Annotated in this window: 27 protein-coding genes; 10 read left to right on the top strand and 17 right to left on the bottom strand. The window is 68.0% G+C overall.

Translation table 11 applies throughout. The features are described from left to right. Positions 1–10: 10 nt before the first annotated feature. The 7 genes from H7X47_RS04170 to H7X47_RS04145 form a co-directional block, all read right to left on the bottom strand. Positions 11–835 carry a cytochrome c oxidase subunit 3 gene (locus H7X47_RS04170; RefSeq protein WP_193367552.1) on the bottom strand — a complete coding sequence of 275 codons (825 nt, stop codon included), beginning with the start codon at positions 833–835 and terminating at the stop codon, positions 11–13. Between the two features lie 161 nt (positions 836–996). Then, positions 997–1,635 (bottom strand): cytochrome c oxidase assembly protein, encoded by a 639-nt coding sequence (locus H7X47_RS04165; RefSeq protein ID WP_193367320.1) that lies wholly within the window; start codon positions 1,633–1,635, stop codon positions 997–999. A gap of 2 nt (positions 1,636–1,637) precedes the next feature. Continuing rightward, on the bottom strand, positions 1,638–1,766 hold the full coding sequence (locus tag H7X47_RS26055; RefSeq protein ID WP_264373062.1) for a cytochrome c oxidase system small membrane protein: 129 nt from the start codon (positions 1,764–1,766) through the stop codon (positions 1,638–1,640). Between the two features lie 5 nt (positions 1,767–1,771). After that, positions 1,772–2,755: a heme o synthase gene (locus H7X47_RS04160; RefSeq protein ID WP_437126542.1), complete on the bottom strand. Its 984-nt coding sequence runs from the start codon at positions 2,753–2,755 to the stop codon at positions 1,772–1,774. Between the two features lie 64 nt (positions 2,756–2,819). Beyond that, a complete protein-coding gene (gene ctaD, locus H7X47_RS04155) occupies positions 2,820–4,442 on the bottom strand; it encodes a cytochrome c oxidase subunit I (RefSeq protein ID WP_193367319.1) in 1,623 nt (540 codons plus the stop codon). A gap of 14 nt (positions 4,443–4,456) precedes the next feature. Further along, positions 4,457–5,359 (bottom strand): cytochrome c oxidase subunit II, encoded by a 903-nt coding sequence (coxB, locus tag H7X47_RS04150; protein ID WP_193367318.1) that lies wholly within the window; start codon positions 5,357–5,359, stop codon positions 4,457–4,459. Positions 5,360–5,674: 315 nt separating this feature from the next. Next, positions 5,675–6,976: a DUF3422 family protein gene (locus tag H7X47_RS04145; RefSeq protein ID WP_193367317.1), complete on the bottom strand. Its 1,302-nt coding sequence runs from the start codon at positions 6,974–6,976 to the stop codon at positions 5,675–5,677. A gap of 211 nt (positions 6,977–7,187) precedes the next feature. On the opposite strand from H7X47_RS04145, the gene tldD reads away from it, so the two are divergent. Further along, a complete protein-coding gene (tldD, locus tag H7X47_RS04140; protein WP_193367316.1) occupies positions 7,188–8,621 on the top strand; it encodes a metalloprotease TldD in 1,434 nt (477 codons plus the stop codon). Positions 8,622–8,653: 32 nt separating this feature from the next. Here the strand turns inward: tldD and H7X47_RS04135 are convergent, their stop codons facing one another. After that, positions 8,654–8,869 (bottom strand): hypothetical protein, encoded by a 216-nt coding sequence (locus H7X47_RS04135; protein ID WP_193367315.1) that lies wholly within the window; start codon positions 8,867–8,869, stop codon positions 8,654–8,656. Positions 8,870–9,101: 232 nt separating this feature from the next. Here H7X47_RS04135 and H7X47_RS04130 point away from each other — a divergent pair, with 232 nt between their 5' ends. After that, positions 9,102–9,647, top strand: a complete 546-nt coding sequence (locus H7X47_RS04130; RefSeq protein ID WP_193367314.1) for a hypothetical protein — start codon at positions 9,102–9,104, stop codon at positions 9,645–9,647. Between the two features lie 220 nt (positions 9,648–9,867). Beyond that, positions 9,868–10,449 (top strand): PAS domain-containing protein, encoded by a 582-nt coding sequence (locus H7X47_RS04125; protein WP_193367313.1) that lies wholly within the window; start codon positions 9,868–9,870, stop codon positions 10,447–10,449. Between the two features lie 3 nt (positions 10,450–10,452). Here the strand turns inward: H7X47_RS04125 and H7X47_RS04120 are convergent, their stop codons facing one another. Together H7X47_RS04120 and H7X47_RS04115 are read right to left on the bottom strand one after the other, a co-directional pair. Next, positions 10,453–11,817, bottom strand: a complete 1,365-nt coding sequence (locus H7X47_RS04120) for a glutamate--cysteine ligase (protein WP_193367312.1) — start codon at positions 11,815–11,817, stop codon at positions 10,453–10,455. Positions 11,818–12,040: 223 nt separating this feature from the next. Beyond that, the gene (locus H7X47_RS04115; RefSeq protein ID WP_193367311.1) at positions 12,041–12,859 is read right to left on the bottom strand and encodes a 16S rRNA (uracil(1498)-N(3))-methyltransferase; all 819 of its coding nucleotides are present in this window, start codon (positions 12,857–12,859) and stop codon (positions 12,041–12,043) included. Between the two features lie 79 nt (positions 12,860–12,938). Here H7X47_RS04115 and ubiA point away from each other — a divergent pair, with 79 nt between their 5' ends. Continuing rightward, positions 12,939–13,907, top strand: coding sequence for a 4-hydroxybenzoate octaprenyltransferase (gene ubiA, locus H7X47_RS04110; protein ID WP_193367310.1), 969 nt, complete (start codon positions 12,939–12,941; stop codon positions 13,905–13,907). Continuing rightward, on the top strand, positions 13,904–14,614 hold the full coding sequence (locus tag H7X47_RS04105; RefSeq protein ID WP_193367309.1) for a class I SAM-dependent methyltransferase: 711 nt from the start codon (positions 13,904–13,906) through the stop codon (positions 14,612–14,614). Before ubiA ends, H7X47_RS04105 begins: the two co-directional genes overlap by 4 nt. Positions 14,615–14,638: 24 nt before the next feature. Here H7X47_RS04105 and H7X47_RS04100 read toward each other — a convergent pair whose 3' ends face one another. The 5 genes from H7X47_RS04100 to H7X47_RS04080 form a co-directional block, all read right to left on the bottom strand. Next, the gene (locus H7X47_RS04100) at positions 14,639–15,505 is read right to left on the bottom strand and encodes a Tll0287-like domain-containing protein (protein ID WP_193367308.1); all 867 of its coding nucleotides are present in this window, start codon (positions 15,503–15,505) and stop codon (positions 14,639–14,641) included. Between the two features lie 90 nt (positions 15,506–15,595). After that, entirely contained in the window at positions 15,596–16,327 is a 732-nt protein-coding gene (locus H7X47_RS04095) for a DUF3047 domain-containing protein (RefSeq protein WP_193367307.1), read from the bottom strand. 41 nt (positions 16,328–16,368) lie between these two features. Next, positions 16,369–17,004, bottom strand: a complete 636-nt coding sequence (locus tag H7X47_RS04090; protein WP_193367306.1) for a tetratricopeptide repeat protein — start codon at positions 17,002–17,004, stop codon at positions 16,369–16,371. A gap of 159 nt (positions 17,005–17,163) precedes the next feature. Then, positions 17,164–17,925, bottom strand: a complete 762-nt coding sequence (locus H7X47_RS04085; protein ID WP_193367305.1) for a hypothetical protein — start codon at positions 17,923–17,925, stop codon at positions 17,164–17,166. Positions 17,926–17,964: 39 nt separating this feature from the next. Continuing rightward, positions 17,965–18,177, bottom strand: coding sequence for a DUF4170 domain-containing protein (locus H7X47_RS04080; protein WP_193367304.1), 213 nt, complete (start codon positions 18,175–18,177; stop codon positions 17,965–17,967). A 353-nt stretch (positions 18,178–18,530) separates the two neighbouring features. On the opposite strand from H7X47_RS04080, the gene H7X47_RS04075 reads away from it, so the two are divergent. From H7X47_RS04075 to H7X47_RS04060, 4 genes are all read left to right on the top strand, one after another. After that, on the top strand, positions 18,531–19,583 hold the full coding sequence (locus H7X47_RS04075) for an SPFH domain-containing protein (protein ID WP_227010141.1): 1,053 nt from the start codon (positions 18,531–18,533) through the stop codon (positions 19,581–19,583). Next, a complete protein-coding gene (locus H7X47_RS04070; protein WP_193367303.1) occupies positions 19,580–20,026 on the top strand; it encodes an NfeD family protein in 447 nt (148 codons plus the stop codon). The genes H7X47_RS04075 and H7X47_RS04070 overlap by 4 nt, the downstream gene beginning before the upstream one ends. An 8-nt stretch (positions 20,027–20,034) precedes the next feature. Continuing rightward, complete coding sequence (locus H7X47_RS04065; protein WP_193367302.1) at positions 20,035–21,549, top strand: UbiD family decarboxylase; 1,515 nt, start codon at positions 20,035–20,037, stop codon at positions 21,547–21,549. 195 nt (positions 21,550–21,744) lie between these two features. Then, a complete protein-coding gene (locus H7X47_RS04060; RefSeq protein WP_193367301.1) occupies positions 21,745–22,221 on the top strand; it encodes a PAS domain-containing protein in 477 nt (158 codons plus the stop codon). Between the two features lie 10 nt (positions 22,222–22,231). On the opposite strand, the gene H7X47_RS04055 is transcribed toward H7X47_RS04060, so the two are convergent. Together H7X47_RS04055 and H7X47_RS04050 are read right to left on the bottom strand one after the other, a co-directional pair. Next, positions 22,232–22,846 carry a LysE family translocator gene (locus H7X47_RS04055; RefSeq protein ID WP_193367300.1) on the bottom strand — a complete coding sequence of 205 codons (615 nt, stop codon included), beginning with the start codon at positions 22,844–22,846 and terminating at the stop codon, positions 22,232–22,234. Further along, positions 22,843–23,871 carry a glutathione S-transferase family protein gene (locus H7X47_RS04050; protein WP_193367299.1) on the bottom strand — a complete coding sequence of 343 codons (1,029 nt, stop codon included), beginning with the start codon at positions 23,869–23,871 and terminating at the stop codon, positions 22,843–22,845. The genes H7X47_RS04055 and H7X47_RS04050 overlap by 4 nt, the downstream gene beginning before the upstream one ends. Before the next feature lie 104 nt (positions 23,872–23,975). Between H7X47_RS04050 and H7X47_RS04045 the strand changes: the two genes are divergently transcribed. Then, positions 23,976–24,893: a LysR substrate-binding domain-containing protein gene (locus tag H7X47_RS04045; RefSeq protein WP_193367298.1), complete on the top strand. Its 918-nt coding sequence runs from the start codon at positions 23,976–23,978 to the stop codon at positions 24,891–24,893. The last annotated feature ends 181 nt before the right edge of the window (positions 24,894–25,074 follow it).

The raw sequence follows: 25,074 nt of genomic DNA, 5'->3' as shown, positions 1-25,074 counted from the left end.
CGGCGGGCGATCAGTTGCCCCCCCACCAGTAGACGCAGATGAAGAGGAAGAGCCACACCACGTCAACGAAGTGCCAGTACCAGGCCGCCGCCTCGAAGCCGAAGTGGTGGTCCGGCTTGAAGTGGCCGGCGTAGGCGCGGAAGAAGCAGACGATCAGGAAGATCGTGCCGACGATGACGTGGAAGCCATGGAAGCCCGTCGCCATGAAGAAGGTCGAGGCGTAGATCCCGTCGGTGAAGCCGAAGGCCGCGTGGCTGTACTCATAGGCCTGCACGCCGGTGAACAGCATGCCCAGCAGGATGGTCAGCGCCAGGCCCTGCAGCAGGCCGTTGCGGTCGCCGTGGATCAGCGCGTGGTGCGCCCAGGTCACGGTGCAGCCCGACAGCAGCAGGATCATGGTGTTGAGGAAGGGCAGGTGGAAGGCGTCGAAGACCTCGGTGCCCGCCGGCGGCCAGACGCCGCCGGTGAACTCGCTGCGCGCCACCTGCTTGGCCTCGTCCGGGAACAGGCTGGCGTCGAAGAAGGCCCAGAAGAAAGCGGCGAAGAACATCACCTCGGAGGCGATGAAGAGGATCATGCCGTAGCGCAGGCCGAGCTGCACCACCCGGGTGTGGTGGCCCTGGTGCACGGCTTCCTTGATGACGTCGCGCCACCACAGGAACATGGTCGCCAGCACCGCCAGGATACCGACCGGCAGCAACCAGCCGGTGATGTCGTGCATGAAGAGCACCATGCCGACGGCCAGCAGGCCGGCGGAGACCGCGCCCACGAAAGGCCAGGGGCTCGGGTCCACCAGGTGGTAAGGATGGTTCGGTTGGTCGTGGCCAGCACTCATGGTCATTCCCCGCTCTAAATCGCCGTTTTGGCTCCGGCCGGTCCCCTCGACGTTCTCTTGGGAGACCTCTTGTCAATTTCCACTGCCCGGGGCGGCCGTTGCCGCCGTCAGGCGCTTGCTCGCGCCGCGCCCGCTGCCCGGGCCCGGCAAAAACTCAACCCTCAGTTCACCGACGTTGCTTCGCCCTGCACGCTGCCGGCGGGCGCCTGCAGCTGGCCGAGCTGCTGCTCGGCATCCAGCTCCCGCTGCGCGTCCTCGTCGACGAACATGGTGTAGGACAGGGTGATGGTATCCACTTCCGCCAGGTTCGGATCGTTCTCGATTTCCGGATCGACGAAGAAGGTGACCGGCATGTCGGCCTCGCCGCCCGCGGCGAGCTGCTGCTCGGTGAAGCAGAAGCACTGCACCTTGTTGAAGTAGGGCCCGGCCTTCAGCGGCGTCACGTTGAAGGTCGCCGTGCCGACGGTGGCGCGGGCCGCAAGGTTGCGGGCGCGGAAGAACGCCAGGCCGGACTCGCCGACCTTCAGGGTCATCTCGCGCTGCACCGGCTGGAAACTCCAGGGCAGCTGCGGGTCCACGTCGCTGTTGAAGCGCACGGTGATGACCCGCTCGCCGACGGTTTCCGGCGCCGCCTCGGCCACCTGGGTGGTGCCGCCGTAACCGGTGACCTGGCAGAACAGCTGGTAGAGCGGCACCGAGGCGTAGGCCGCCCCGATCATGCCGGCGGCCACGCCGACCAGAGCCAGGCCCAGGAACCGGTTCGACTTGGAGCGCTGCTTCGTGTCTTTGCGCTGCGCCATGCTCAGCCTCCGCCCATGCGGATGATCGAGACGATGTAGACGATGACGACGAAAGCCATCAGGGCGGCCAGCAGCGCCCAGTTCTTCTTGCGCTGGCGCCGCAGGCGTTCTTTCTCGTCTTCACCGGTCATGACCATCACCCCAGCAGCCCGAAGATCCCGTTCGCCTGGAAGCTGAGGCCCGGCGCCCGGTCGATGATCAGCAGGGTGAAAAGAACGAAGAGGTAGAGGATCGAATAGCCGAACAGCTGGCGGGCGATGCGGTCGCCCTTCGGGCCCGCCTCGCTGCGCAGCACCGCGCCGGCCAGCAGCACGAAGAAGGCGCCCATCAGCGCCGCCACCGCGCCGTAGACCACGCCCGCGGTGCCCAGCAGCGCCGGCAGCACGCCCAGCGGCGCCAGCAGCAGGCTGTAGGCCATGATCTGGCGCTTGGTGGCCGCGCGCCCGGCGACCACCGGCAGCATCGGCACCTTGGCCTTGGCGTAGTCGCCCTGGCGGTAGAGCGCCAGCGCCCAGAAGTGCGGCGGCGTCCAGAAGAAGATCAGCGCGAAGAGCACGATGGAGTGCAGGTCCACCCCGCCGGTCACCGCCGCCCAGCCGATCATCGGCGGAAAGGCCCCGGCGGCGCCGCCGATGACGATGTTCTGTGGCGTGCGACGCTTCAGCCAGATGGTGTAGACGAAAACGTAGAAGGCGTTGGCGAGCGCCAGCAGGCCCGCCGCCACCCAGTTCACCGCCATGCCCATCAGCATGACCGAGAAGAGACTGAGCACCACGCCGAAGGCCAGCGCCTCCTGCGGGGCCATCTTGCCGCGCGGCAGCGGGCGGCCGCGGGTGCGGTCCATCACCGCGTCGATGTCGCGCTCGTACCACATGTTGATGGCGCCGGCGGCCCCGGCGTTCACCGCGATGCAGAGCACGGCCACCGCCGCGAGGAAGGGATGGATTTCCCCCGGCGCCGCGTAGAGCCCGGCGAATCCGCTGAAGACCACCAGGCTCATCACCCGCGGCTTGAGCAGCGCAAGGTAGTCGGAGACCTGACCGCTGCCACGGCGCACGGCCCCGGCGTCGCCGGAGAAAGCCGTGCCCTCGGCACCTAGTCGAAGTGAAAGGTCACTCACTCAGTCGTCCTTCGCGCTGGCCCGGAAGCGGCATCACGAAGCCCCCAGGCGTTCAATTGCGGGCTCAGTGGTGGCTGCCTCCGCTGATCTGCGGCAGATCGTTGAAGGTGTGGAACGGCGGCGGCGAGGAGACCGTCCACTCCAGAGTCGTCGCGCCCTCGCCCCAGTAGTTGTCCGCCGTCACCTTGCGGCCGGCGAAGAGCACGTAGAGCGTCATGACGATGAAGAATGCCGTGGCCGCGATGGCGATATAGGCGCCGTAGGAGGAAACCGCGTTCCAGCCGGCAAAGGCGTCGGGATAGTCGATGTAGCGCCGGGGCATGCCCGACAGGCCCAGGAAGTGCTGCGGGAAGAAGGTCAGGTTCACGCCGATGAAGGTGACCCAGAAGTGCAGCTTGCCGGCCCACTCCGGATACTCGCGGCCCGTCATCTTGCCGAACCAGTAGTAGAAGGCGGCGAAGATGCCGAAGACGGCGCCCAGGCTCAGCACGTAATGGAAGTGCGCCACCACGTAGTAGGTGTCGTGCATGGCGATATCCATGCCCGCGTTGGCCAGCACCACGCCGGTCACGCCGCCGACCGTGAAGAGGAAGATGAAGCCCAGCGCCCAGACCATCGGCGTGGTGAAGCGGATCGAGCCGCCCCACATCGTCGCGATCCAGGAGAAGATCTTCACGCCGGTCGGCACCGCGATGACCATGGTGGCCGCGGTGAAGTAGGCCTTGGTGTCGACGTCCAGGCCCACGGCGTACATGTGGTGCGCCCAGACGATGAAGCCGACGAAGCCGATCGACACCATGGCGTAGGCCATGCCCAGGTAGCCGAAGACCGGCTTGCGGGAGAAGGTCGACACGATGTGGCTGATGATGCCGAAGGCCGGCAGGATCATGATGTAGACCTCGGGGTGACCGAAGAACCAGAACAGATGCTGGAACAGGATCGGGTCACCACCGCCGGCCGGATCGAAGAAGTGGGTGCCGAAATTGCGATCGGTCAGCAGCATGGTGATGGCGCCGCCAAGCACCGGCAGCGAGAGCAGCAGCAGGAAGGCGGTGATCAGGATCGACCAGACAAAGAGCGGCATCTTGTGCAGCGTCATGCCCGGCGCGCGCATGTTGAAGATCGTGGTGATGAAGTTGACGGCGCCCAGGATCGACGAGGCGCCGGCCAGGTGCAGCGCGAAGATCGCCATGTCCACGGACATGCCGCCGTGGCCCAGCGGGCCGGAAAGCGGCGGATAGACCGTCCAGCCGGTGCCCGCGCCGGCGTCGACGAAGGCCGAGCCGAGCAGCAGCAGGAAGGCCGGGATGATCAGCCAGAAAGAGATGTTGTTCATCCGCGGGAAGGCCATGTCCGGCGCGCCGATCATCAGCGGCACGAACCAGTTGCCGAAACCGCCGATCAAAGCCGGCATGACCACGAAGAACACCATGATCAGGCCGTGCGCCGTGATGATGACGTTCCACAGCTGGCCGTCGGGCTCGCCACTGGTCAGCAGGTACTGCACGCCGGGCTCCTGCAGTTCCAGGCGCATGACCAGGGAGAAGTAGGCGCCGACGATGCCGGCGACGATGGCGAAGATCAGGTAGAGGGTGCCGATGTCCTTGTGGTTGGTCGAACAGAACCAACGCAGGAAGAAACCCGGCTTGTGGTCGTGATGCGCGTGCGCTTCGCTGCTGTGAGCCATTGTCGTCTCTTCCCTCACTCGGATGTCATGACGGCGGTGGAGGCCGCGGCGACCTTGACGGTCTGTTCTGTTTCTTCAGGCTGGCCGGCCGGTTGCGGGGCCGGCCCGTCGATGCGGGCGTACTCTTCGCGGGCCTGCACGGTCCAGGTCGCGAACTCGGCCTTGCTGACCATCTTGATCATGATCGGCATGTAGGCGTGACCGGTGCCGCAGAGCTCGGAGCACTGGCCGTAAAACGTCTGGCCGGCGTACTCGGCGGGCACGTAAGCCCAGGTCTCGTTGTTGCGGCCCGGCACGGCGTCGAGCTTGATGCCGAACTGCGGCATGGCGAAGTTGTGCAGCACGTCGCTGGCAGTCACCAGGAAACGGATGTTGGTATCGACCGGCAGCACCAGGGCGTTGTCGGCGGTCAGCATGCGCGGCTGGCCGGGCTCCAGGTCCTCGTCGGCGACGATGTAGGAATCGAAGGTGAAGTTGCCGTGGTCCGGATACTCGTAGGACCAGTACCACTGGCGGCCGATGGCCTTCACGGTGATGTCGGCGGACTGCACCTGGTCGGCGAAGTACAGCAGGCGGAAGGACGGGAAGGCGATGCCGATGAGGATCAGCACCGGGATCACGGTCCAGGCCAGCTCCAGCGTCACGTTGTGGGTCGTCTTCGACGGGTTCGGGTTCCGCTTCTCGGAGAAGCGGAACATCACCCAGAGCATCAGCACCAGCACGAAGAGCGTGATCACCGTGATGATGACCAGCAGGATGGTGTGGAAGCTTTGGATGCGCTCCATGACCGGCGTCACGGCATCCTGAAGGCCCAACTGATAGTTCTGCGGGGTGGCGACCGCCTTCCCCACCATCGAGGGGCCGAACGTGAACACAAAGGCAGCGGCCAGAACGCCAAGCCGGCTTAGGAATGTCATAGCTGCATTTCCCATCTTTCCTGCAAATCCTGTCGTCCGCCGCCTCTCGTTGCGCGTAGCCGCGATTTCAGTCCCCACGGAGGCGAGTCGGCACCAAGGCGAGCGAAAACTATACCAAGGCTCTTGCCTTCACAAGGCCGCGAAAAGCGGCGGCTGGCCAGGGGTTTCGCTCCTCCCAGGTACACCTATGATAGATCAAGCAGGCTGGCCTTTGGGGCCGTGAGACGGCAGGTGCGACCGAATGACGCAACTCCGCCCGCCTTGATATCGTGCCCGGCACGCCCGGCGCCGCCGCGGGCGACCAAACCGGGGGGTTCAATCCTTGGCGCCGTCTTCCCGCTCCAGGCGACGGCGCAGACGTCGCAGGCCGAGCCAGATGAGCAGCGCCAGCACCGGGATCGAGGCGCCGGTGGCCAGTTCCGGACTGACCGGCAGGCCGGCGGCCTTGGCGCCCTTGGCCAGGTAGCCGACCAGGCTGGCCACGTAGTAAGTGATGGCGGCGATCGACAGGCCCTCGACGGTCTGCTGCAGGCGCAGCTGCAGGCGGGCGCGCCGGTTCATGGATTCCAGCAGGTCGCGGTTCTGCGCCTCCAGCTGGATATCGACCCGGGTGCGCAGCAGCTGGCTGGCCCGCGCCACCCGCCGGGACAGCACCTCCAGGCGCTCGGCCACCGCCTCGCAGGTGCGCATGGCCGGGGCCAGCCGGCGATCGATGAACTCGCCGATGGTCTGCAGGCCCTCGATGCGCTGCTCGCGCAGCTCCTCGACGCGGCGCAGCACCAGGGCGTAGTAGGCCCTGGCGGCGCTGAAGCGGTAATTGGTGGCCGCGGCCACGTCCTCGATCTCCGAGGACAGCACCATCAGCTCGTCCAGCAGCTTGCGCTCGGCCCCCATGCCCTCGATCTCGCTCAGGCGGCCGGTGATTCCGGTCAACCGGTCGCCGACGGCGGCCAGCCCGGCGCTGTGGCGCTTGGCGGCGGGAAAGGCCAGCAGCGCGGTCATGCGGTAGGTCTCGATCTCCAGCAGGCGCTGGACCAGGCGGCCCGCCTGGCGCGGCTTCAGGGAGTTGTCGCGCAGCAGGATGCGCCCGAAGCCGTCCTCCCGGACGCGGAAATCCATCCACAGGGTCGCCGCGCCGCCGGAGACATGGCTGCCGACGATGCTGTCGTGGCCGAAAAGCGCCTGCAGGGCGGCCAGGTCCAGCTCCGGCGCGTCCCTGGCCAGCAGGTCCAGGTGCACCCCGACCAGCAGCTCGCCCGGCAGCCCGGCGATCCAGTCCTGGGGCACCAGGTCGAGGGCGCGGCCCGCGAAGGGCCCGTCGCCGAAGGGACCGTTCAGAAAGAAGGTGTAGGTCGAGAACTCGGTATGCCGCTCCCACTTCAGGCGGAAGGCGCCGAGGTCGGCCATGAAGTGGTTGGTGTCCTCCGGTGGCCCGGCGACGCCGCGGCTGCGGCAGAGGTCGACGACGTGCTGGCGCTCGCTCTTGGCCGCGCCCTCACCCGAGAGCAGCGCCAGATGGCTGACCCGTTCCGGGGCCTGCAGGGTGGCGAAGGGGCGCGAATGCACCTCCGAATGCAGCGCCCCGCGCAGGGGATGGTTCCGCAGCCCCTCGATCATCTCGACAACTTCCCCTCCGGCCCGGCCCTCAGAAGATACTCGGGCCCCTGAAAAATCCGCGTCGCGCCCCTGCGTTCACGCGGCAAGGATGTTACTCTGGCCCCGACGACCTATATTGAAGCCCATCGTAAGGCAAGTCAGCCGCCCGACCGACACCATAGCAGAGTATCCGCGACCGCCGAGGGCGGGACGCGACCTTGGAGGCCCATTCATGACCCACCTCGCCGACACCGACGAGCTTTTCTACGCAAGAGCCGGCCTGGACCGCAACCGCCTGGAAACCCTGGTGAGCGACGCCATGACCGGGGCCGACGACGGCGAGCTGTTCCTGGAGTACCGCCAGTCGGAGGCCCTGGCCTTCGACGACGGGCGCCTCAAGTCCGCCTCCTTCGACACCATGCAGGGCTTCGGCCTGCGCGCCATCGCCGGCGAGGCCGCCGGCTACGCCCACGCCAGCGAGCTGTCCGAGGCCGCCATCGCCCGCGCCGCGGAGACCGTGAAGGCGGTGCAGGCCGGCCACTCCGGCGTCATGGCCGAGGGGCCGGGGCGCACCAACCGCATCCTCTACGGCGACGAGAACCCCATCGGCGCCGTGCCCTTCGAGACCAAGGTGAAGCTGCTGGCCGAGATCGACGCCTACGCCCGCGCCAAGGACCCGCGCGTGAAGCAGGTCAGCGCCTCGCTGGCCGGCGAGTGGCAGGCGGTGCAGATCCTGCGCGCCGGCGGCGAGCGCGCCGCCGACATCCGGCCCCTGGTCCGCCTCAACGTTTCCGTGGTGGTCGGCGAGGGCGATCGCATGGAGGCCGGCGGGCACGGCGGCGGCGGACGCATCGCCTACGAAACCCTGCTGGACCCGGCGCACTGGCAGGCCGGCGTCGACGAGGCGCTGCGCCAGGCCCTGGTGAACCTGGAGTCCGTCGACACCCCGGCCGGCGAGATGCCGGTGGTGCTCGGCGCCGGCTGGCCCGGCATCCTGCTGCACGAGGCGGTCGGCCACGGCCTGGAAGGCGACTTCAACCGCAAGAAGACCTCGGCCTTCTCCGGCCTGCTGGGCGAGCGCGTCGCCTCGCCGGGCGTCACGGTGCTGGACGACGGCACCATGGCCGACCGCCGCGGCTCGCTGACCATCGACGACGAGGGCACGCCCAGTCAGGCCACCGTGCTGATCGAGGACGGCATCCTGCGCGGCTACATGCAGGACCGCCAGAACGCGCGCCTCATGGGCATGCAGCCCACCGGCAACGGGCGGCGCCAGAGCTACGCGCACATCCCCATGCCGCGCATGACCAACACGGTGATGCAGGCCGGCGACGCCGACCCGCAGGAAATCATCTCCTCGGTGAAGAAGGGCCTCTACGCGGTCAACTTCGGCGGCGGCCAGGTCGACATCACCTCCGGCAAGTTCGTCTTCTCCTGCACCGAGGCCTACCTCATCGAGGACGGCAAGGTCGGCGCGCCGGTGAAGGGCGCGACCCTGATCGGCAACGGCCCGGACGTGATGACCAAGGTGAAGATGATCGGCAACGACATGAAGCTGGACGACGGCATCGGCACCTGCGGCAAGGAAGGCCAGGGCGTGCCGGTCGGCGTCGGCCAGCCGACCATGCTGATCGACGCGATCACGGTGGGCGGCACGGCGGCGTAGGTTGCCAAGGAACGGGCATCGGCCTGAGGCCGCTAGCGCTTCCTCAAGTAGAGCATGAGGCCCAGCACCGCGGCCGTGCCGATGGCCGCGGGGATGATCGCCATCATCACCGCGTAGCTGAGGCTGGCCACGCTGCCCGGCGCCGGGTGCCCGGCCATGAAAGCCAGGACGAACAACAGATAGGCGGTGATGCCGACTTTGCGGGCCCAGTCCATGAGCCAGCGCCGATCCTCGGGTTCCAGGGGCATAACGTGACGTCTTTCCTGCGGCCTGCCCCGGGCAGGGGCCCGGGAGCTGGGATTTGCGCGGGAGTTTAGCGCCCCCGCGTCGCAGCCGCAAAACGCCTGTGCTGGCGCAGCCGTAAATCGCGCCGGGCGCTGGGAATCGGGGCGGGCTGAACCCATATAGGGGGCAGACCGCGTAGATCTCGCTGGACCCCCCGGATACCCCTGGGGAGGAGAGGAACGACGGGAGCCCCGGATGAAGCCTGCCACGACCCTGAAGCGCCGCCTGCCCGGCCTGGCCGGGCCACTGCTGCTGGCCGGCGCCCTGAGCGCCGCCGCGGCCGGCAGCGCCACCCCCGCCGCCGCCCAGTCCTGCGCCACCATCGGCTCTTCGACCTACTGCGGCGCGCGCGGCTCCCACAACACGGTCGGCAACACCGTGATCTTCAACAACGGCCCGGCCGGCCGGCGCGTGGGCGACTACACCGTGACCGGCACGCCGCCGCGCACCCAGATGCTGCGCGGCGCCGAGTCCCGTGGCCTGGCGGGGCCGCGCACCTTCACCGGCGTCGGCACCGCCAAACCCCTGGGCGGCGACCTCTACGAGGCCCGCATCGCCGCGCTGCGCGCCGAGATCCTGGCCATCGAAGCCCAGTACCGGCAGGAGCAGATCGACAAGCTGAACCTGACCCCGGCGCAGAAGGCGGCCGGGACCGACATGCCCCCGGCCCTGGTCCGCGCCCTGCGGCTGGCCCAGGAGGCCCGCGAAAACACCGCCGGAAAGGCTGTCGAAGGCAACTAGACCGGCGCCGAAATGCCTGCGGGCGCAGCCCGCGGGTGGTCCCTGCCGGGGTCCTTCAACCGACGGCAGCGAAATGCGCCGCGGGCGTCTATAAGCGCTTGTTCATTGATACCCTGCTAGTAAAGACTAGTCGAAACGGCAAAACCGGACGGGGCGCTGCTGGGATGCATCGCGGGCGGTCTGCCGTGGACGTGATCAGAGGATCTGGACGCGCGCGCCCGTGTACGCCCCGACTGCCAAGTCCCCCACCGATGCCGAGCCGACCTTCGGCCGCATCGCCATCGCCGATATTGAGCCCGAGACCTTTCGGGAGATCCTGCACTGCTGGTGCGGCCAGCGCGACGGCGCGGCCTTCCCGCCGGCCGGGAAGATCGACCCCTTCCTGCTGCCGGCCCTGGTGCCCAACCTCATCCTCTACGAGGTCACCGACAGCGCCATCACCTTCCGGGTGGTCGGGGAGAAGGTCGTGACCACGACGGGGACCAACCTGAAGGGCCGCACCCTCGTCGAGGCCTTCGGCGACACGCCCTACGTCCATATGGTGGAGGGACAGCTGCGCGAATGCGCGGCCAGCGGCGTGCCGCTGTATTCACGCCATGACTTCCAGCTGCGCGACGACACCTACAAGGACGCCTTCCACAGCCGCAAGGCCTGGCGCATCGCCCTGCCCTACGGCGAAGACGGCCGGGTGACGCGCCTGCTGTGCTATCAGCTGTTCAGCAAAGAGATCGAGATCCACTACCGCAAGGACATCGACTTCGGCGAGCTGTTGCCGAAGACCGTCTTCAAGATCGAGATTTAGCGTTCAGTACGCGCACTCGGTGAAGACCGGGTCGATGGACTGCTGCCAGCGGCCGTGAAAATCGTCCAGCAGGTACTCGGCCGGCGACTTCTCGCGCTCGACGCGGCTGCGCAGCAGGGCGAGGAAGTGGCTCTCGTCGTCGCCCTGTCCATCCAGGCGCCGGCGCGCCTTCAGGCCCTGGGCGGCGATATCCACCGCCTGATGAGCAATGGCGTTCAGCGGCTTGCCGCGGAAGGGCGTGTGCAGGGCCTGCCTGGGCACCTCGTCGCGCAGGTACTGGTGCTCTTCCAGGGTCCAGTCCTTCACCAGGTCCCAGGCGGCGTCCAGCGCGCCCTGGTCGTAGAGCAGGCCGACCCAGAGCGCCGGCAGGGCGCAGAGCGACTTCCAGGGACCGCCGTCGGCGCCGCGCATCTCCAGGAACTTCTTGAGGCGCACTTCGGGGAAGAGGGTCGAAAGGTGGTCGGCCCAGTCGCCCATCTTCGGCTTCTCGCCCGGCAGCGCCGGCAGCTTGCCGTCGAGGAAATCGCGGAACGACTGGCCGGAGGCGTCGATGTACCGGCCGTCGCGGTAGACGAAGTACATGGGCACGTCGAGCACGTGATCGACATAGCGCTCGAAGCCCATGCCGTCCTCGAAGACGAAGGGCAGGACGCCGCAGCGGTCGGGGTCGGTGTCGGTCCAGATGTGGCTGCGGAAGCTGAGGAAGCCGTTGGGCCGGCCCTCGGTGAAGGGCGAGTTGGCGAAGAGCGCGGTGGCCACCGGCTGCAGGGCCAGGCCGACGCGGAACTTCTTCACCATGTCGGCTTCCGAGGCGAAGTCGAGGTTCACCTGCACCGTGCAGGTGCGCAGCATCATGTCGAGTCCCAGGCTGCCCTTCTTAGGCATGTACTCGCCCATGATCTTGTAGCGCCCCTTGGGCATCCAGGAGATGTCCTCGCGGGCCCACTTCGGATTGAAGCCCAGGCCCATGGCGGCGACGTTCATCGGCCCCATGACCTGGCGGATCTGGTCCAGGTGGGTGTGCACCTCGCTGCAGGTGTCGTGGATGGTCTTCAGCGGCGCGCCCGAGAGCTCCACCTGGCCGCCCGGCTCCAGGGACACGCTGGCGCCGTTCTTGGCCAGGGCGATGACGTTGTCGCCTTCCTTGACCGCGGCCCAGCCGAACTGCTGCAGGCCCTCCAGCAGGGCACCGATGCCGCGCTCGCCCTCATAGGGCAGCGGGCGGAAATCGTCGAGGGAATAGCAGAACTTCTCGTGCTCGGTGCCGATGCGCCAGTCGTCGGCCGGCTTGCAGCCTGTCTCCAGGTAGGCAATGAGCTGTGCCTTGTCGGTCAGGGTTTCGCCCTGGCTTTGGGGAGGAGCGGACATGACTTGATACCCTTGGTCCCGGAATCCCGGTTCGACACGTTCCGGTTCCCTTCGAACCGCCCGATCGAACGCATTCTTATGGATTGAAGTCGGCGTCCGCCCCCCGGGCGCCTGGTGGTTCGTATTCCTAATTTTCGGTCCGTCACAGCGGCCCTCTTCATGGAGCCTGCTGCTTTACAAGGGGAGCCGGAAGGCGCCCTCCAAGTCTTTTTGGCCAATAGGCCTATCCGCCCCCGGGCGGGGGAACCCCCGCCAGCGCCGCCGGCGGCCGCCGGTCCCCGTCGCCGAGCACCGCCTGCCAGCAGGCGATCGCCGCCAAAGCCGCGGTATCCGCACGCAGAATCCGCGGCCCGAGGCCGACCGGGGTAACAAAGGGCAGTTTGCGAAGGGCGTCAAGTTCGCTCTCGGCAAAGCCGCCCTCCGGTCCGGTCATGACTGCCCAGGGCTGGGGCCAGGGCCGCGGGCTACCACCGGTCTCGGCGCGAATCGTTTGCAGCGCCTCGGCCACGGGTTTGGCCTCGCCCCATTCGGCGCAGACCATGAGGCGCCGCTCCGCCGGCCAGGTGTCGAGCAGCCGGCCGAAGCTCACGGTTTCACGCACCTCCGGCACCGTCAGGCGCTCGCACTGCTCGGCGGCCTCGCGGGCGTTGGCGGCCAGGCGCTCCTCGTTCACCCGGCTGACCGCGGTGAAGCGGGTCATCACCGGCTGCAGCACGGAACAGCCGAGCTCCGTCGCCTTTTCCGCCATGAAGTCGATGCGCGCCCGCTTAATCGGTGCGAAGCACAGCCAGAGGTCGGGCTCGGGCGCCGGCGCGCGGCGCTGTTCCAGCAGGGTGAGCGAGCACCAGCCCTTGCCCAGGCCGTCGATCTCGGCCAGCCATTCGCCGTCGCGGCCGTTGAAGACCGCCAGCTTGGCGCCGGGCGCCAGGCGCAGCACCGAGCGCAGGAAATGCGCCTGGCCGTGGTCGAGACCCAGGCTGCGCTCCGCCGTCAGGGCGTCGTCGACGTAGAGCCGGGTGGCAATTTTTGCAGCTGTGGTCATTTCCCTTCCGCCGCCGCTGTCGCCCCTGCGGGCGACACACGGCTTTTTCCCGCGCCGATTCGCCGTTAAAGATTAGGGGATGAGCAACCTGTCTTCCAGTTCAGGGACCCCGTCCAGCCAGGGGCCCTCGGCCAGCGACATCCGCGCCGACCACTGGGTGCTGCGCCTCGCCCCGGCCGCCGCGCGCCCCTACCTGCGCCTGGCCCGCCTGGACCGGCCGATCGGCACCTGGCTGCTGCTGTTTCCCGGCTGGTGGGCGATTGCCCTGGGTGATGCCGCGGCCAACAGCGGCCCCTCGTGGTGGCTCTACCTCTACTTCGGCTGCGGCGCGGTGCTGATGCGCGCGGCCGGCTGCACGGTGAACGACATCCTGGACCGCGACATCGACGGCAAGGTGGCGCGCACCGCCACCCGGCCGATCCCCTCGGGCGAGATCAGCCTGACCCGGGCCGGGATCTTCCTGCTGGCGCTGCTGCTGGTCTCCTTCGGCATTCTCGTGCAGATGAACAGCCTGACCGTGGCCCTGGGCTGCGCCTCGCTGCTGCTGGTCTTCCCCTATCCCCTGATGAAGCGCATCACCTACTGGCCCCAGGCCTGGCTGGGCCTGACCTTCAACTGGGGGGCGCTGATCGGCTGGACGGCGGCCACCGGCGCCCTGGCCTGGCCGCCGCTGCTGCTCTACCTCGGCGGCATCGCCTGGACGCTCGGCTACGACACCATCTATGCCCATCAGGACAAGGAGGACGACGCCCTGATCGGCGTGAAGTCCCTGGCCTTGCGCCTCGGTGAGGGCAGCAAGCCCTGGCTCGGCGCCTTCTTCGCCATCGCCCTGCTGCTCTTCGGCGCCGCCGGCTGGGCGGCGGGCCTCGCCTGGCCCTTCTGGATCGGGCTGGCCGCCACCGGCGCCCAGTTCGCCTGGCAGGTGCTCGACGTCGACCTGGACGCGCCCTTCAACTGCCTGGCCAAGTTCAAGTCCAACCGCCTGGCCGGCTGGCTGCTGCTGGCCGGCATCCTCGCCGGCAGCCCCTGGCTCGGTCTGACCGGATGACCACGCCCCCCACGGCGGAGGCCCTGCGCCAGGACCCGGAAGCCTTCATCCGCGCCAACACCCGCCTGGAAGCCCCGCCCCTGGTGCCGGAGGTGCAGCTCTACCTCGCCAGCGAGGTGGTGCCGCTGTGGGAGGCGACCGAGGAGGAACTGGCCGAACAGGGCCTGCCGCCGCCCTTCTGGGCCTTCGCCTGGGCCGGCGGCCAGGCGCTGGCGCGCTACCTGATCGACCACCCCGAGGTGGTGCGCGGCAAGCGGGTGCTGGACTTCGCCGCCGGCTCCGGCCTGCAGGGCATCGCCGCCAAGCTGGCCGGGGCGCAGAGCGTCGAGGCCGTCGAGATCGACGCCTTCGCCGGCGCCGCCTGCCGCCTCAACGCCGCCGCCAACGGCGTCGAGATCACGGTGCGCGAAGAAGACATCGTGGGCTCGGCCAATGCCGGCTGGGACGTGGTCCTGGCCGGCGACGTCTGCTACGAGCGCCCCGCCGCCGAGCGCATCGTCGCCTGGCTGCGCGGCCTGGCGGCCCCATCGGCTTCAGGCGGCTGCCTGGTCCTCATGGGCGATCCCGGGCGCACCTACCTGCCGCGCCAGGGCCTGGAGCGGATCATCGCCTACGGGGTGAAGACCAGCCGTGAGCTGGAGGACAGCGACCTGCGCAACGCCGTGGTCTGGAAGGTCGCCCCCGAACCAGAAGAAGCGGCGGGTTGAACCGCCCCTGCTCGGGGGTCTGCTCTACTCGGGGACCTGCCCGGCCAGCACCTTCAGATAGGCGATGATGTCGCAGTCGTTCTGCCGGTCGGTCAGGCCGTGGGTCTGGAGAAATTCACAGACATCGCCATGGGTGCCTTCGCCGCCGCCGGGATAGAGGTGCGTGGCCAGGTCGGTCGCGCCGTGACACGACAGGCAATGCGCGCCGAAGAGGCTGCGCCCGGCGACGGGATCACCGCGCAGGCCAGGGGTGTCGAGCGCGCTTGGCCCCGTGGCCGCCACCTCCGGCAGGCGCGGCGCCTGCACCACCGGCGCGGCCTCGGGGTCGTACGGCCGCAGCAGCGAGAAGGCGCCGCGCAGGTCCCCGACCTGGAAGCCCACCGCCTCGTCTTCGGGGTAGACCTCCGCGATCTTCGCCGCCACGTCGGGCGCCAGGTTGCTGCCGTGGCAGGTGAGGCAGGCGTCCAGCGTGGGAATGGCGCGCATATAGTGGACGTAGGTCTTGCCGTCCTGCTCTACCAGGCGGACCGTCTCCATCCCGTCGAAGGACTGGCCGGCGAGGCTGCGCGTCAGGTAGCCGAGCAGCACGCCGCGCTCCAGCTCCGTCGGACGGTTTGCCGGGTTGCGCGCCTTCAGGGCGGGACGGCGGATCTGCCAGCTGGTCTCGGCGGAGATCTCCGCCGCCATCTCGGGCGCCAGGTGTCGGCAGACGGCGGTGGCCTCGGCGGGGCCGACCTCCCGCATCGAAGTCTGCAGCGCCTGCATCATCGCCTGGCGCAGCTGCTGGATGGCGGCGCGCGCCGAGTCCCGCTCGGCCGTCAGGTCCTGCGCCGCCGCAGGGCCGGCGGCAAGCAGCAGGCATCCCAGGATGAAAGCCGAAAAACACCGCATTCCGCGCCCTCGCAGAGGTTGGGACTGACATTCAGGCTAGCGGCGCTTGCCGGCAGCCACCTTGCGGTGGATCAAGCAGAGAAGGGCCGCTCAGCCGCCGCTGCAGCGCAGGCGCGCGGCACCGTAGTGGGCCACCACCGGCTCTTGCGTGTGGTAATTGCCGGTGACCAGGGCGACGGCGAGGACGTTGCTCTGCGGCAGCCCGCCGAAGGCCGCCTGGTAGTCGGCGGCCAGGTCGCGCTTCTCGCCCTCCCAGGCCAGGGGGCTGACGATGCCGCCCTGCACGACGATGGAGCGGATCACGCCGGGCTGCGAGGGCGAGTCGATGATGGTCTCCTCCTGGATCTTGTCGGTGGTCCAGACGTAGCGCAGGGTCGGCACCGGCTTGGGCGCGGTGATGGCGCCCCAGGGCCCGGGCTCGGGATCACCGAACATCACCCAGATCGAGGCGGCGACGTCCTCCAGGTCGGCCTCGTAGAGGCTGGCGCCCTCCTGCAGCTTCTCGACCCGCCACTCCCATTCCAGGTAGGGGCAGGCTTCCACGTCGACGTTGACCGGCAGCACCAGGCCGGAGGCCGCGCGCTGCCCCTCGGCGCGGATCGAGAGGTGGTCCTGGGTGCTGTCGAGGCGGTAGTCGGTGAGCCGCCCGTTGGGCGACAGCGACATGGCCAGCCAGCCCTGCTCGATGGCAAGCGCCGGGTCGTAGAGCAGGTCCTGGCGGTCGAAGCTGCCCTCGCGGGCCAGTTCCGGCTGCGCCGTGCAGGCGGTGAGAAAGGCGAGGGCGAGCGCGGCCGGGCCGCCGCGAAAAGCGCGTGTGATCATGCGCGCACTATAGCGGAGGCCCGCAGTCAATCCAGTGGGGTTCAATCCAGCAGCAAGCGGCAGTTGTCGCGGATGCAGGCGGAGAGCGCAGCCCGGGTCCCCTCATCGTAGACTCCATCTGTCCGGCCGGGGTCGTAGCCGTCCGCGCCAAGTGCAGTCTGATAGCGCCTGACACGATTCGCGCCACCAAGTTCTGCTGCTTTTTCGAAGGCAGCTTCGGCTTCTTCCAATCGCCCAAGCCCCATGAGCGCATGCGCGCGCGTGTCATAGGCCACAGGCTGGTTCGGAGCCATGGCCAGCACCGTTTCCATCATGTCGGCCGCCGCTTGGTACTCGCCGTACCTTGCGAGTTCCCACGCCGTGTTGTTCATCGCCGCAGCGTTTTCCGGATCGAGGTTGAGTGCCGTTTCGTAGTCCGCGAAGGCGCGATCCCGATCCCCGCGCAGGCTGTGGAAGTTCCCGCGGTTTGCATAGGCGGTGCTGGATTTGGGTGTCAGAGCGATGGCCGCATTGAAATCCGCCTCGGCTTCATCCAGGCGATCCATCCGGGCGAGAAAAGCCCCGCGGACCTGGTGGGCGTTCGACCTTGCCTGTGCCGAGCCACCAGCCGCAATCAACTCGCTGCAGGCGCCGATGCTCGCTTCCGCGTTCCTGTCCGCCTGGTAGAGATGGTCCATGTCGCAGAGAGACGCGGTTCCAGACTTGGTCGTCTGGCAAGACGCAAGCCCTGCTACACAGATCGCTGAAAGCACTATTCTCCACATCAGCCACTCCCAACCTCGCTGCCGGCAATCGGTTCGAGACTAGCAACTACCTCCGGTAGAAGCAGCGGAAAATTACTTTACGATCAGCTCGAAGCCGGGGACCGACCAGGGCACGGCCGCATGCTGCAGGGCCTCGACCAGGCGGCGGCGGCGCGGGACGTCTTTGATGTTGGCCAGGATCATGGCGTCGAGGTCGTCTTCCGGGTGGTGGGCGGCATGCAGCACGGCCAGCGCCGTCTCCTGGTCCACGTGGCGGTGGACCCGCCGCTCGGCCGGCACGGCGGCCAGGGCCAGCGGGGCCTCGGGCTGCTCCGGGTCGGCCAGGCAGCCGTGCACCGAGAGGTAGGCGAAGGCCTCGGTCAGCTCCGGACCCGCCTCGACGGCGAGCTTCACGCCGCCCATGCGCCCGTAGGCGTAGTTGCCGGCGCCGATCTCGGTCTCGTGCATGCGCGGCAGCTGGGCCTCGGTCAACCAGGTGACGTAGACCTGGACCCGGGTGCCCGGGGCCTCGTGCAGGGTGGCGGAGATGGAGCCGTAGCGGGTCATATGCGCCGAGTAGACCACGTCGTGGTCGGTGAGCCAGGCGCGGGTCACCGGGATCTCTGAGGCCGCCCCGGTCAGGTGACCGAATTTGCGGTGGATCTGCTCGGGCGCGCGGTTGGAGCCGTGGGCGATGACCGGCACCCGTCCGGCGGTGAGCGCCGGGTCGAGGGGCCCGCGCAATGCGGCGCTCTCGCCCTCGCGGTAAAGGTAGGAGCCGTCAGGCGCGGCGTAGGGGTATCCCTTGGCCAGGCGCAGCAAAGCGTCGTCTGAGTCGGGAAGGGCCCAGGGCACGGCGATCAGCCGTCAACCGGCAAAAAAAACTGCACCGCTTCAGTCGGTGCAGGGCGGCGGGGCCTCGTTGTCGATGCGCTCGATCCGGTAACGGGTCGTGCACTCATCGACCGTGTGCCAGGCATGCTTGGCCCATTCCTGCTTCGCCGCTTCGTAATCGGCAAATGGGCCAAACCACTCCTCATCGCCACCGACGGCTTCGCTAAAATGCGTATCTTTGTATTCGCCGCCGACTACGTAGTACTGAATCATTAAATCCACGCCTCTCAACTTGAAAGCGTCTGCCGTTCCCCTTCGCGTTTGAACACGAATCTTCGAGTAGCGGGCGAAGGTCCCTATAAAGATAGGGAAAAATCGAACGCAATGTATAGTGCCAAACTGGCATTTCAAGTTGGTTAATTACCGGTCGCCCAACTGTGTCGTCCGCGTCATTTTCTTTCCCGAAAGCGGCCATTTGGGACAGCAAAGCCTAACCTTTCCCCACCACATCAACACAGGATAGATTAACCGCCGCCGCCATGTACCAGCCCGAGAGCGCTCCGGCGCGGCACCAGCGGTAGTAGGTCCGCCGACAAGGACCTGACCTGGAGGGAGACCCGCAGAAGATGCCTTTCGAGATTTCCGGCTTCAGCGTCCTGGTGATCGCCGTCGTCATTCTGGCGATCATCATCGTCACCATGAGCGTCAAGGCCGTGCCCCAGGGCTATGAGTACACGGTCGAGCGCTTCGGGCGCTACACCAAGACCCTCAGCCCCGGCCTGGGCATGATCTTTCCGATCGTCGACCGCATCGGCGCCAAGATGAACATGATGGAGTCGGTGCTGGACGTGCCCTCCCAGGAGGTCATCACCCGCGACAACGCCCTGGTGCAGGTCGACGGGGTCATCTTCTTCCAGGTGCTCGACGCCGCCGCCGCCGCCTACGAGGTGCGCGACCTGCAGCGCGCCATCCTGAACCTGACCATGACAAACATCCGCACCGTCATGGGCTCCATGGACCTGGACGAGCTGCTGTCGCGGCGCGACGACATCAACACCCGTCTGCTGCAGGTGGTCGACGACGCCACCGAGCCCTGGGGCATCAAGGCGACACGCATCGAGATCCTGGACATCACCCCGCCGGCCGACCTGGTGGACTCCATGGCCCGCCAGATGAAGGCCGAGCGTGACAAGCGCGCCACCGTGCTGGTCGCCGAGGGCGACCGCCAGGCCCAGGTGCTGCGCGCCGAGGGCGAGAAGCAGGCCCAGATCCTGGCCGCCGAGGGCCGCCGCGAGGCCGCCTTCCGCGATGCCGAGGCGCGCGAGCGCGAGGCCGAGGCCGAGGCCAAGGCCACCGCCATGGTCTCCGAGGCCATCGCCCGCGGCGACGTCAACGCGGTGAACTACTTCGTGGCGCAGCGCTACGTCGACGCCCTGGGCAAGTTCGCCGACTCGACCAATCAGAAGACCTTCTTCCTGCCGGTCGACGCCGCCGGGATCATCGGGGCGATCGGCGGCATCGCCGAGATCGCCCGCGATTCCATGGAGCAGCGGCAGGCCGCCAGAGGGCCCTGGGACGGCGGCAGCACGCCCAGCGGCGGCGGCAGCGCGGGCGGCAGCACCGCCGGCGGCAGCACGGCCGGCGGCAGCTCCGCTGGCGAGGGAGGCAGGCGTCCATGATCAGCTTCGAACAGATCGAATTCTGGAACTGGTGGGTCGTCGCCGTCTTCCTGATCGGCATCGAGATCTTCGCCCCCGGCGCGGTCTTCCTGTGGATGGGCATCGCCGCCGGCATCGTCGGCTTCGTCCTCATGCTGTTCCCGGAGATGACCTGGCAGATCCAACTGCTGATCTTCGCCGTGCTCTCCCTGACCTCGATCCTGGTCTGGCGCTTTTTCCTGCGCGACCGCTTTCCCGCGCCGGTCCCCAAGCGCCTGCTGAACCGCCGCGGCGCCAGCTACGTGGGGCGCACCTTCACCCTGAAGGAGCCCATCGTCGACGGCACCGGCCTGCTGCACGTCGACGACTCGCGCTGGAAGGTGGAGGGCGAGGACCTGCCGGCGGGAACGAAGGTCAAAGTGACCGCCATCGACGGCACCGTTCTGAAGGTCGAGAGAGCCTAGAGAGCCTGATGTCGTTTGCCTCCCTGCGTGACTTCATCGACCGCCTGGAACGCGCCGGGCGGCTGAAACGCGTCTCCGCACCGGTCTCGCCGGAGCTGGAGATGACCGAGATCCAGACCCGCCTGCTGGCCGAGGGCGGCCCGGCGGTGCTCTTCGAGAACGTGGTCTACGGCGACGGCCGCAAGGCCGAGATGCCGGTGCTGGTGAACCTCTTCGGCACCGTGGAGCGGGTCGCCTGGGGCATGGACCGCGAGCCGCAGCAGCTGCGCGAGGTCGGCGAGACCCTGGCCTTCCTGCGCCAGCCGGAACCGCCGGGCAGCCTGCGCGAGGCCTGGGAGCACCTGCCGCTCTTGAAGACCGTCATGGCCATGAAGCCCAAGACCGTCGGCAGCGGGCCCTGCCAGGAAGTGGTGCTGACCGGCGACGACATCGACCTTGCCCGCCTGCCGGTGCAGACCTGCTGGCCCGGCGAGCCGGCGCCGCTGATCACCTGGCCGCTGGTCGTGACCCAGGGACCGAACCCCGGCGGCGACAAGACCGACGACTTCAACCTGGGCATCTACCGCATGCAGGTGACCGGGCGCGACACCACCATCATGCGCTGGCTGAAGCACCGCGGCGGCGCGCAGCACCACCGGCGCTGGAAGGCGGAGAAGGCGGCCCCCCTGCCCGTGGCCGCCGTCATCGGCGCCGACCCCGGCACCATCCTGGCCGCGGTGACGCCGGTCCCCGACACCCTGTCGGAGTACCACTTCGCCGGCCTGCTGCGCGGCAGCAAGGTGGAGCTGGTGGACTGCAAGACCCAGCCGCTGAAGGTGCCCGCCGAGGCCGAGATCGTCATCGAGGGCGAGGTCTCCCTGGAGGAGACCGCCGAGGAAGGCCCCTACGGCGACCACACCGGCTACTACAACGCCGTCGAGCGCTTCCCGGTCTTCAAGGTGACGGCCATTACGATGCGGCGCGACCCGATCTACCTCTCCACCTTCACCGGGCGGCCGCCGGACGAGCCCTCGGTGCTGGGCGAGGGGCTGAACGAGGTCTTCATCCCGCTCCTCCAGCAGCAGTTCCCGGAGATCACCGACTTCTGGCTACCGCCGGAGGGCTGCAGCTACCGCATCGCCGTGGTCTCCATGAAGAAGGCCTACCCCGGCCACGCCAAGCGGGTGATGCTGGGCGTGTGGTCCTACCTGCGCCAGTTCATGTACACCAAGTGGGTCATCGTGGTGGACGACAGCGTGAACGCGCGGGACTGGAAGGACGTCATGTGGGCCGTCTCCACCAAGATGGACCCGGCACGCGACATCACCCTGGTCGAGAACACCCCCATCGACTACCTGGACTTCGCCTCACCCGAGGACGGCCTGGGCTCCAAGATCGGCCTGGACGCCACCGACAAGTGGCCGCCGGAGACCAGGCGCGAGTGGGGCCGCGAGATCCGCATGGACCAGGAGGTCATCGACCGTGTCGACAGGTTGTGGCCGGAGCTGGGCCTGCCCGGCAGCGGCAAGTCGATCTGGAAGTAGTCGACACACTTCCTGGCCGCCGGAGGCCGGGAAAGGGGCGGGAGTCGCCTTCCTGAAACAATTAATACCTCAGGACGGCTAGAAACTGCCCGGCGATCCGCTAGACTGGTCCCCCTGAAAGTCATCACGTCGCCGCTCCTTCGCCGCCGGCTGTCCGCGGGCGGTAGAGGTGGGTTTGTACAAAGAAGAAGCGGCATGAATGTTGTGACCGGTCCCCTTCCCCATAGCGCGTCTGCACCCCTTCTGGCATTGCGCTCGCCCATCAACCAGGTCGGCTACGACTACTGGAAGCGCAAGCGGGGCCAGCGGCGCATGCCGACGCGCGGGGACATCGACCCCTCCGAGATGGTGAAGATCCTGCCGCACGTCTTCCTGCTGGATGTCCGCCAGGCCCCGCTGGATTTCCGCTACCGCCTAGTCGGCACCAAGATGGACGAGCACATGCTGGCCCGCTACACCGGCCGCTGGATGAGCGAGATCCCCCACCAGGCCGCGCCCAGCCGCATCTGGGCCAACTGCCGCCAGGTGGTGATGGAGCGGCGGCCGATCTCCGGTGACACGCCCTACATCGGCAAGAACAAGGACTTCCTCACCACCGAGGATCTCATCATGCCGCTCTCCGACGACGACGACACCGTCGACATGCTCTTCGTCACGGTGGGCTTTGTTTAGGGGGCTTTGTCTAGCGGAGGACCAGCAGGAGCGCCGAGCCGACCAGAAGAACGCCGAGCACGGCATCGAAGCACTGCCGCGGCCGCCGCGATTCCAGCCGGCCGAGGATGACGGCTCCCGCCAGGGCCCAAAGGCTGAGACAGGGCAGGGTAACGGCGACGAGGATGAAGCCCAGGGCCGCCAGGACCTCACCATCTTTCATCGGCGCGGCGACGGCGGCAACCGCGGTCGCCACCAGGACCCAGCTCTTCGGATTGACGAGCTGGAAAAGCGCTACGCCGGCGAGACTCCCGGGCAAGGCCTGAGGCGCCGCCATGGGGCGGGCCTCAGACTGCCGGAGGGCGGACAGGACGAGCGCCAGACCCAGCCAGACCAGATAGAGAGCGCCAAGGATCCGAAGCAGGTCGCGCAGCGGCGGCAGCGCCGCGAAGGCCTTGCCGGCGCCGGCCCAGACCAGGACCAGCAGCACGAGGCTGCCGGCCACCACACCGGCGATGGCCGGCACGGCGGCGGCAAATCCGCCGCGCCCGGCGGCAGTCATGACGATCAGGTTGTTCGGACCCGGCGAAGCGGCGGCAACGCCGATCATCATGGTCACCGCCAGGAGGGCCTCGCCGGCCATCATGCCGCCGGCTCCAGGGGCCGCAGACTCCCCGGATCGATAGCCCGGCTGCCGCCCTGCCGCAACGCCAGCTCGGCGGCCCCCAGGGCATCCCTCCCGCTCGGCGCCCCCCAATCGGCTTCCGGCGCAACCCCGACGATGCCGAAAGGATTGTGCACACCGTCGTTGCGGTAGTAGCCCGCCCGGATCGCATCGAAGTCAACAGTGGCTGCGACACCTTTCCAGGCATAGAGGTCGCGGGCATAGGCCCAGAGATGCGGGTAGTCGACGAGCCGCCGACGGCTGCAGCGGAAGTGCGTGAAATAGACCGCATCGAAGCGCACGAGGCAGGAGAAGAGGAACCAGTCGCTCTCGCTTGCCACATTTCCGAAGAGATAGCGCCGCGCTGCAAGACGCGCCTCCAGCTTGTCCAGGCTGGCGAAGACGCGGGCGACGGCCGCGTCGTAGGCCTCCTGCCGCTGGGCGAGACCCGCCTCATAGACCGCATTGAAGAGGCTTTGCTGGAGCCGCGCGTTCAGGCGATCGATCGCGTCGCGAAGCCGCACCGGGCGCAGGACGAAATCCAAACCGCCGGCGGGCGCCTCGTCGAAGGCTCGGCAGATCGCCGTCGATTCATTGCTGACGATGCGTCCCTCCCGGCTGTCCCACAGCACGGGGACCGTCGCACGCCCGGTGTAGAGGGGGTCGGCGAGGCTGTAGAGTTCATGCAGGTGGACGATCGACCGGTCGCTGCCGGGCAATGTCCAGGACCTGCCGCCATTCACGGGATAGCCCTCGACCCTGGTGCCGCCGGCAAGCTGGAGCGGAACTGCGGGTGCCAGTCCTTTCAACTCCCGCAGCAACAGCGTTCGATGCGACCAGGGACAGGAGGAGGAAGCGATGAGGTGGTAGCGGCCCGCCTCGGCGCCCAGAGCGGCGACGATATTGTCGCCGATCGTCCCGCGAAAGCGGCTGGGCAGGCGCCGGAAGGCGCCGTCCTCGATAATCCGGTCATCGTCGTGCCACTGGCCGTCGATCAACATGCCCATTGGGCCTTCTCCGCGCAAATCCGCCCGTTTCGGCCCACAATCTAGCAACCGCCAGCTGGTTTTTCTGGTCTCTTCAAAGCGTGTTATGGTCTAATTATGCGACCATGAAAGACCTGCCATTGAACGCCTTGCGGGCCTTTGCCGCCGTATACGACCGGGGCGGACTGCGGCCAGCCGCCCGCGCCCTGCAGATCACCCACTCTTCGGTCAGCCGCCATCTGCGAGAACTGGAGCACTGGCTGGGCGTTCCTTTGGTCGAGCGTGAGACGCAGCGGCGCTCTCTGGCTTTCACGCCTCAGGGCGAGGCGCTCGGCCGGGCCAGCCTCGACGCGCTTGGCAAACTGGGCTCCGCGGTGGCCGCCCTGCGCGAAGCGCGCCGCGGCAACGCCGTCAGCCTCGCGACGACACCCTCCATCGCGGCCAATTGGCTGTTCCCGCGGCTGGCGGACTTCGAGGCAAGCCTGGGGTGGATCGAGCTGTCGGTCACCGTCGATCAGCGACCGGCACTCCCCGGCCACCTGGACGCGGACCTCGCTCTTCGCATGGGTCGCGGCCCCTGGCCCGGCTTCCATTGCCAGCCGTTGATGGACGATGCCCTCTATCCGGTGATGAGCCCGGCATACTGGAAAAGTGCCGGCTGCCCCAGTGAACCGCGGCAGCTCCAGGGGCTGCGGCTGCTCCACGACCGTGACCCCCAAGCCGCCTGGGAAATCTGGCGCAGGCACTACGACATCGGCGGAGCCGATTTGCGCAGCGGGCCGCGCTATGCCTCTTCCGATCTCGTCCTGCGTGCCGCCCTGCAGGGGCTGGGCGTGGCTCTCGCCCGCCACCGTCTGACCTGCGACCATCTGCGTTCCGGCGCGCTCATCCGGCCCTTCGGCAGCCATCAGGTCGATCTGGCCGATGCCTATTGGCTGTTGACGCCGGAAGGAACGCCGTCGCGGACGGCCGTGGCGCAGGTTGCCGCCTGGCTGCGCTCCGAAGCCGCCGGGTTCGATTCCCTCCCGCCGCAAGAACCTTGACCCCGTCCTGCCTGCTGCCTAGATTTGCCTCGTTATGACGACCTTTCACGGACTCCTGTCGCTACGACTTACTGCCCCGGCCGCCTGAAGTGCGCGCCGGGTAAAGCCGTCGTCCGACAATCCAGTCCCTGAAAGAGGTTCGCTCCGATGAGCGACAGTCCGCGAAAAACCCCAGAACTCT

The sequence above is a fragment of the Pelagibius marinus genome (assembly GCF_014925385.1).
GTDB lineage: Bacteria > Pseudomonadota > Alphaproteobacteria > Kiloniellales > Kiloniellaceae > Pelagibius > Pelagibius marinus.
This window is presented reverse-complemented; position numbering and strand designations above follow the sequence as displayed.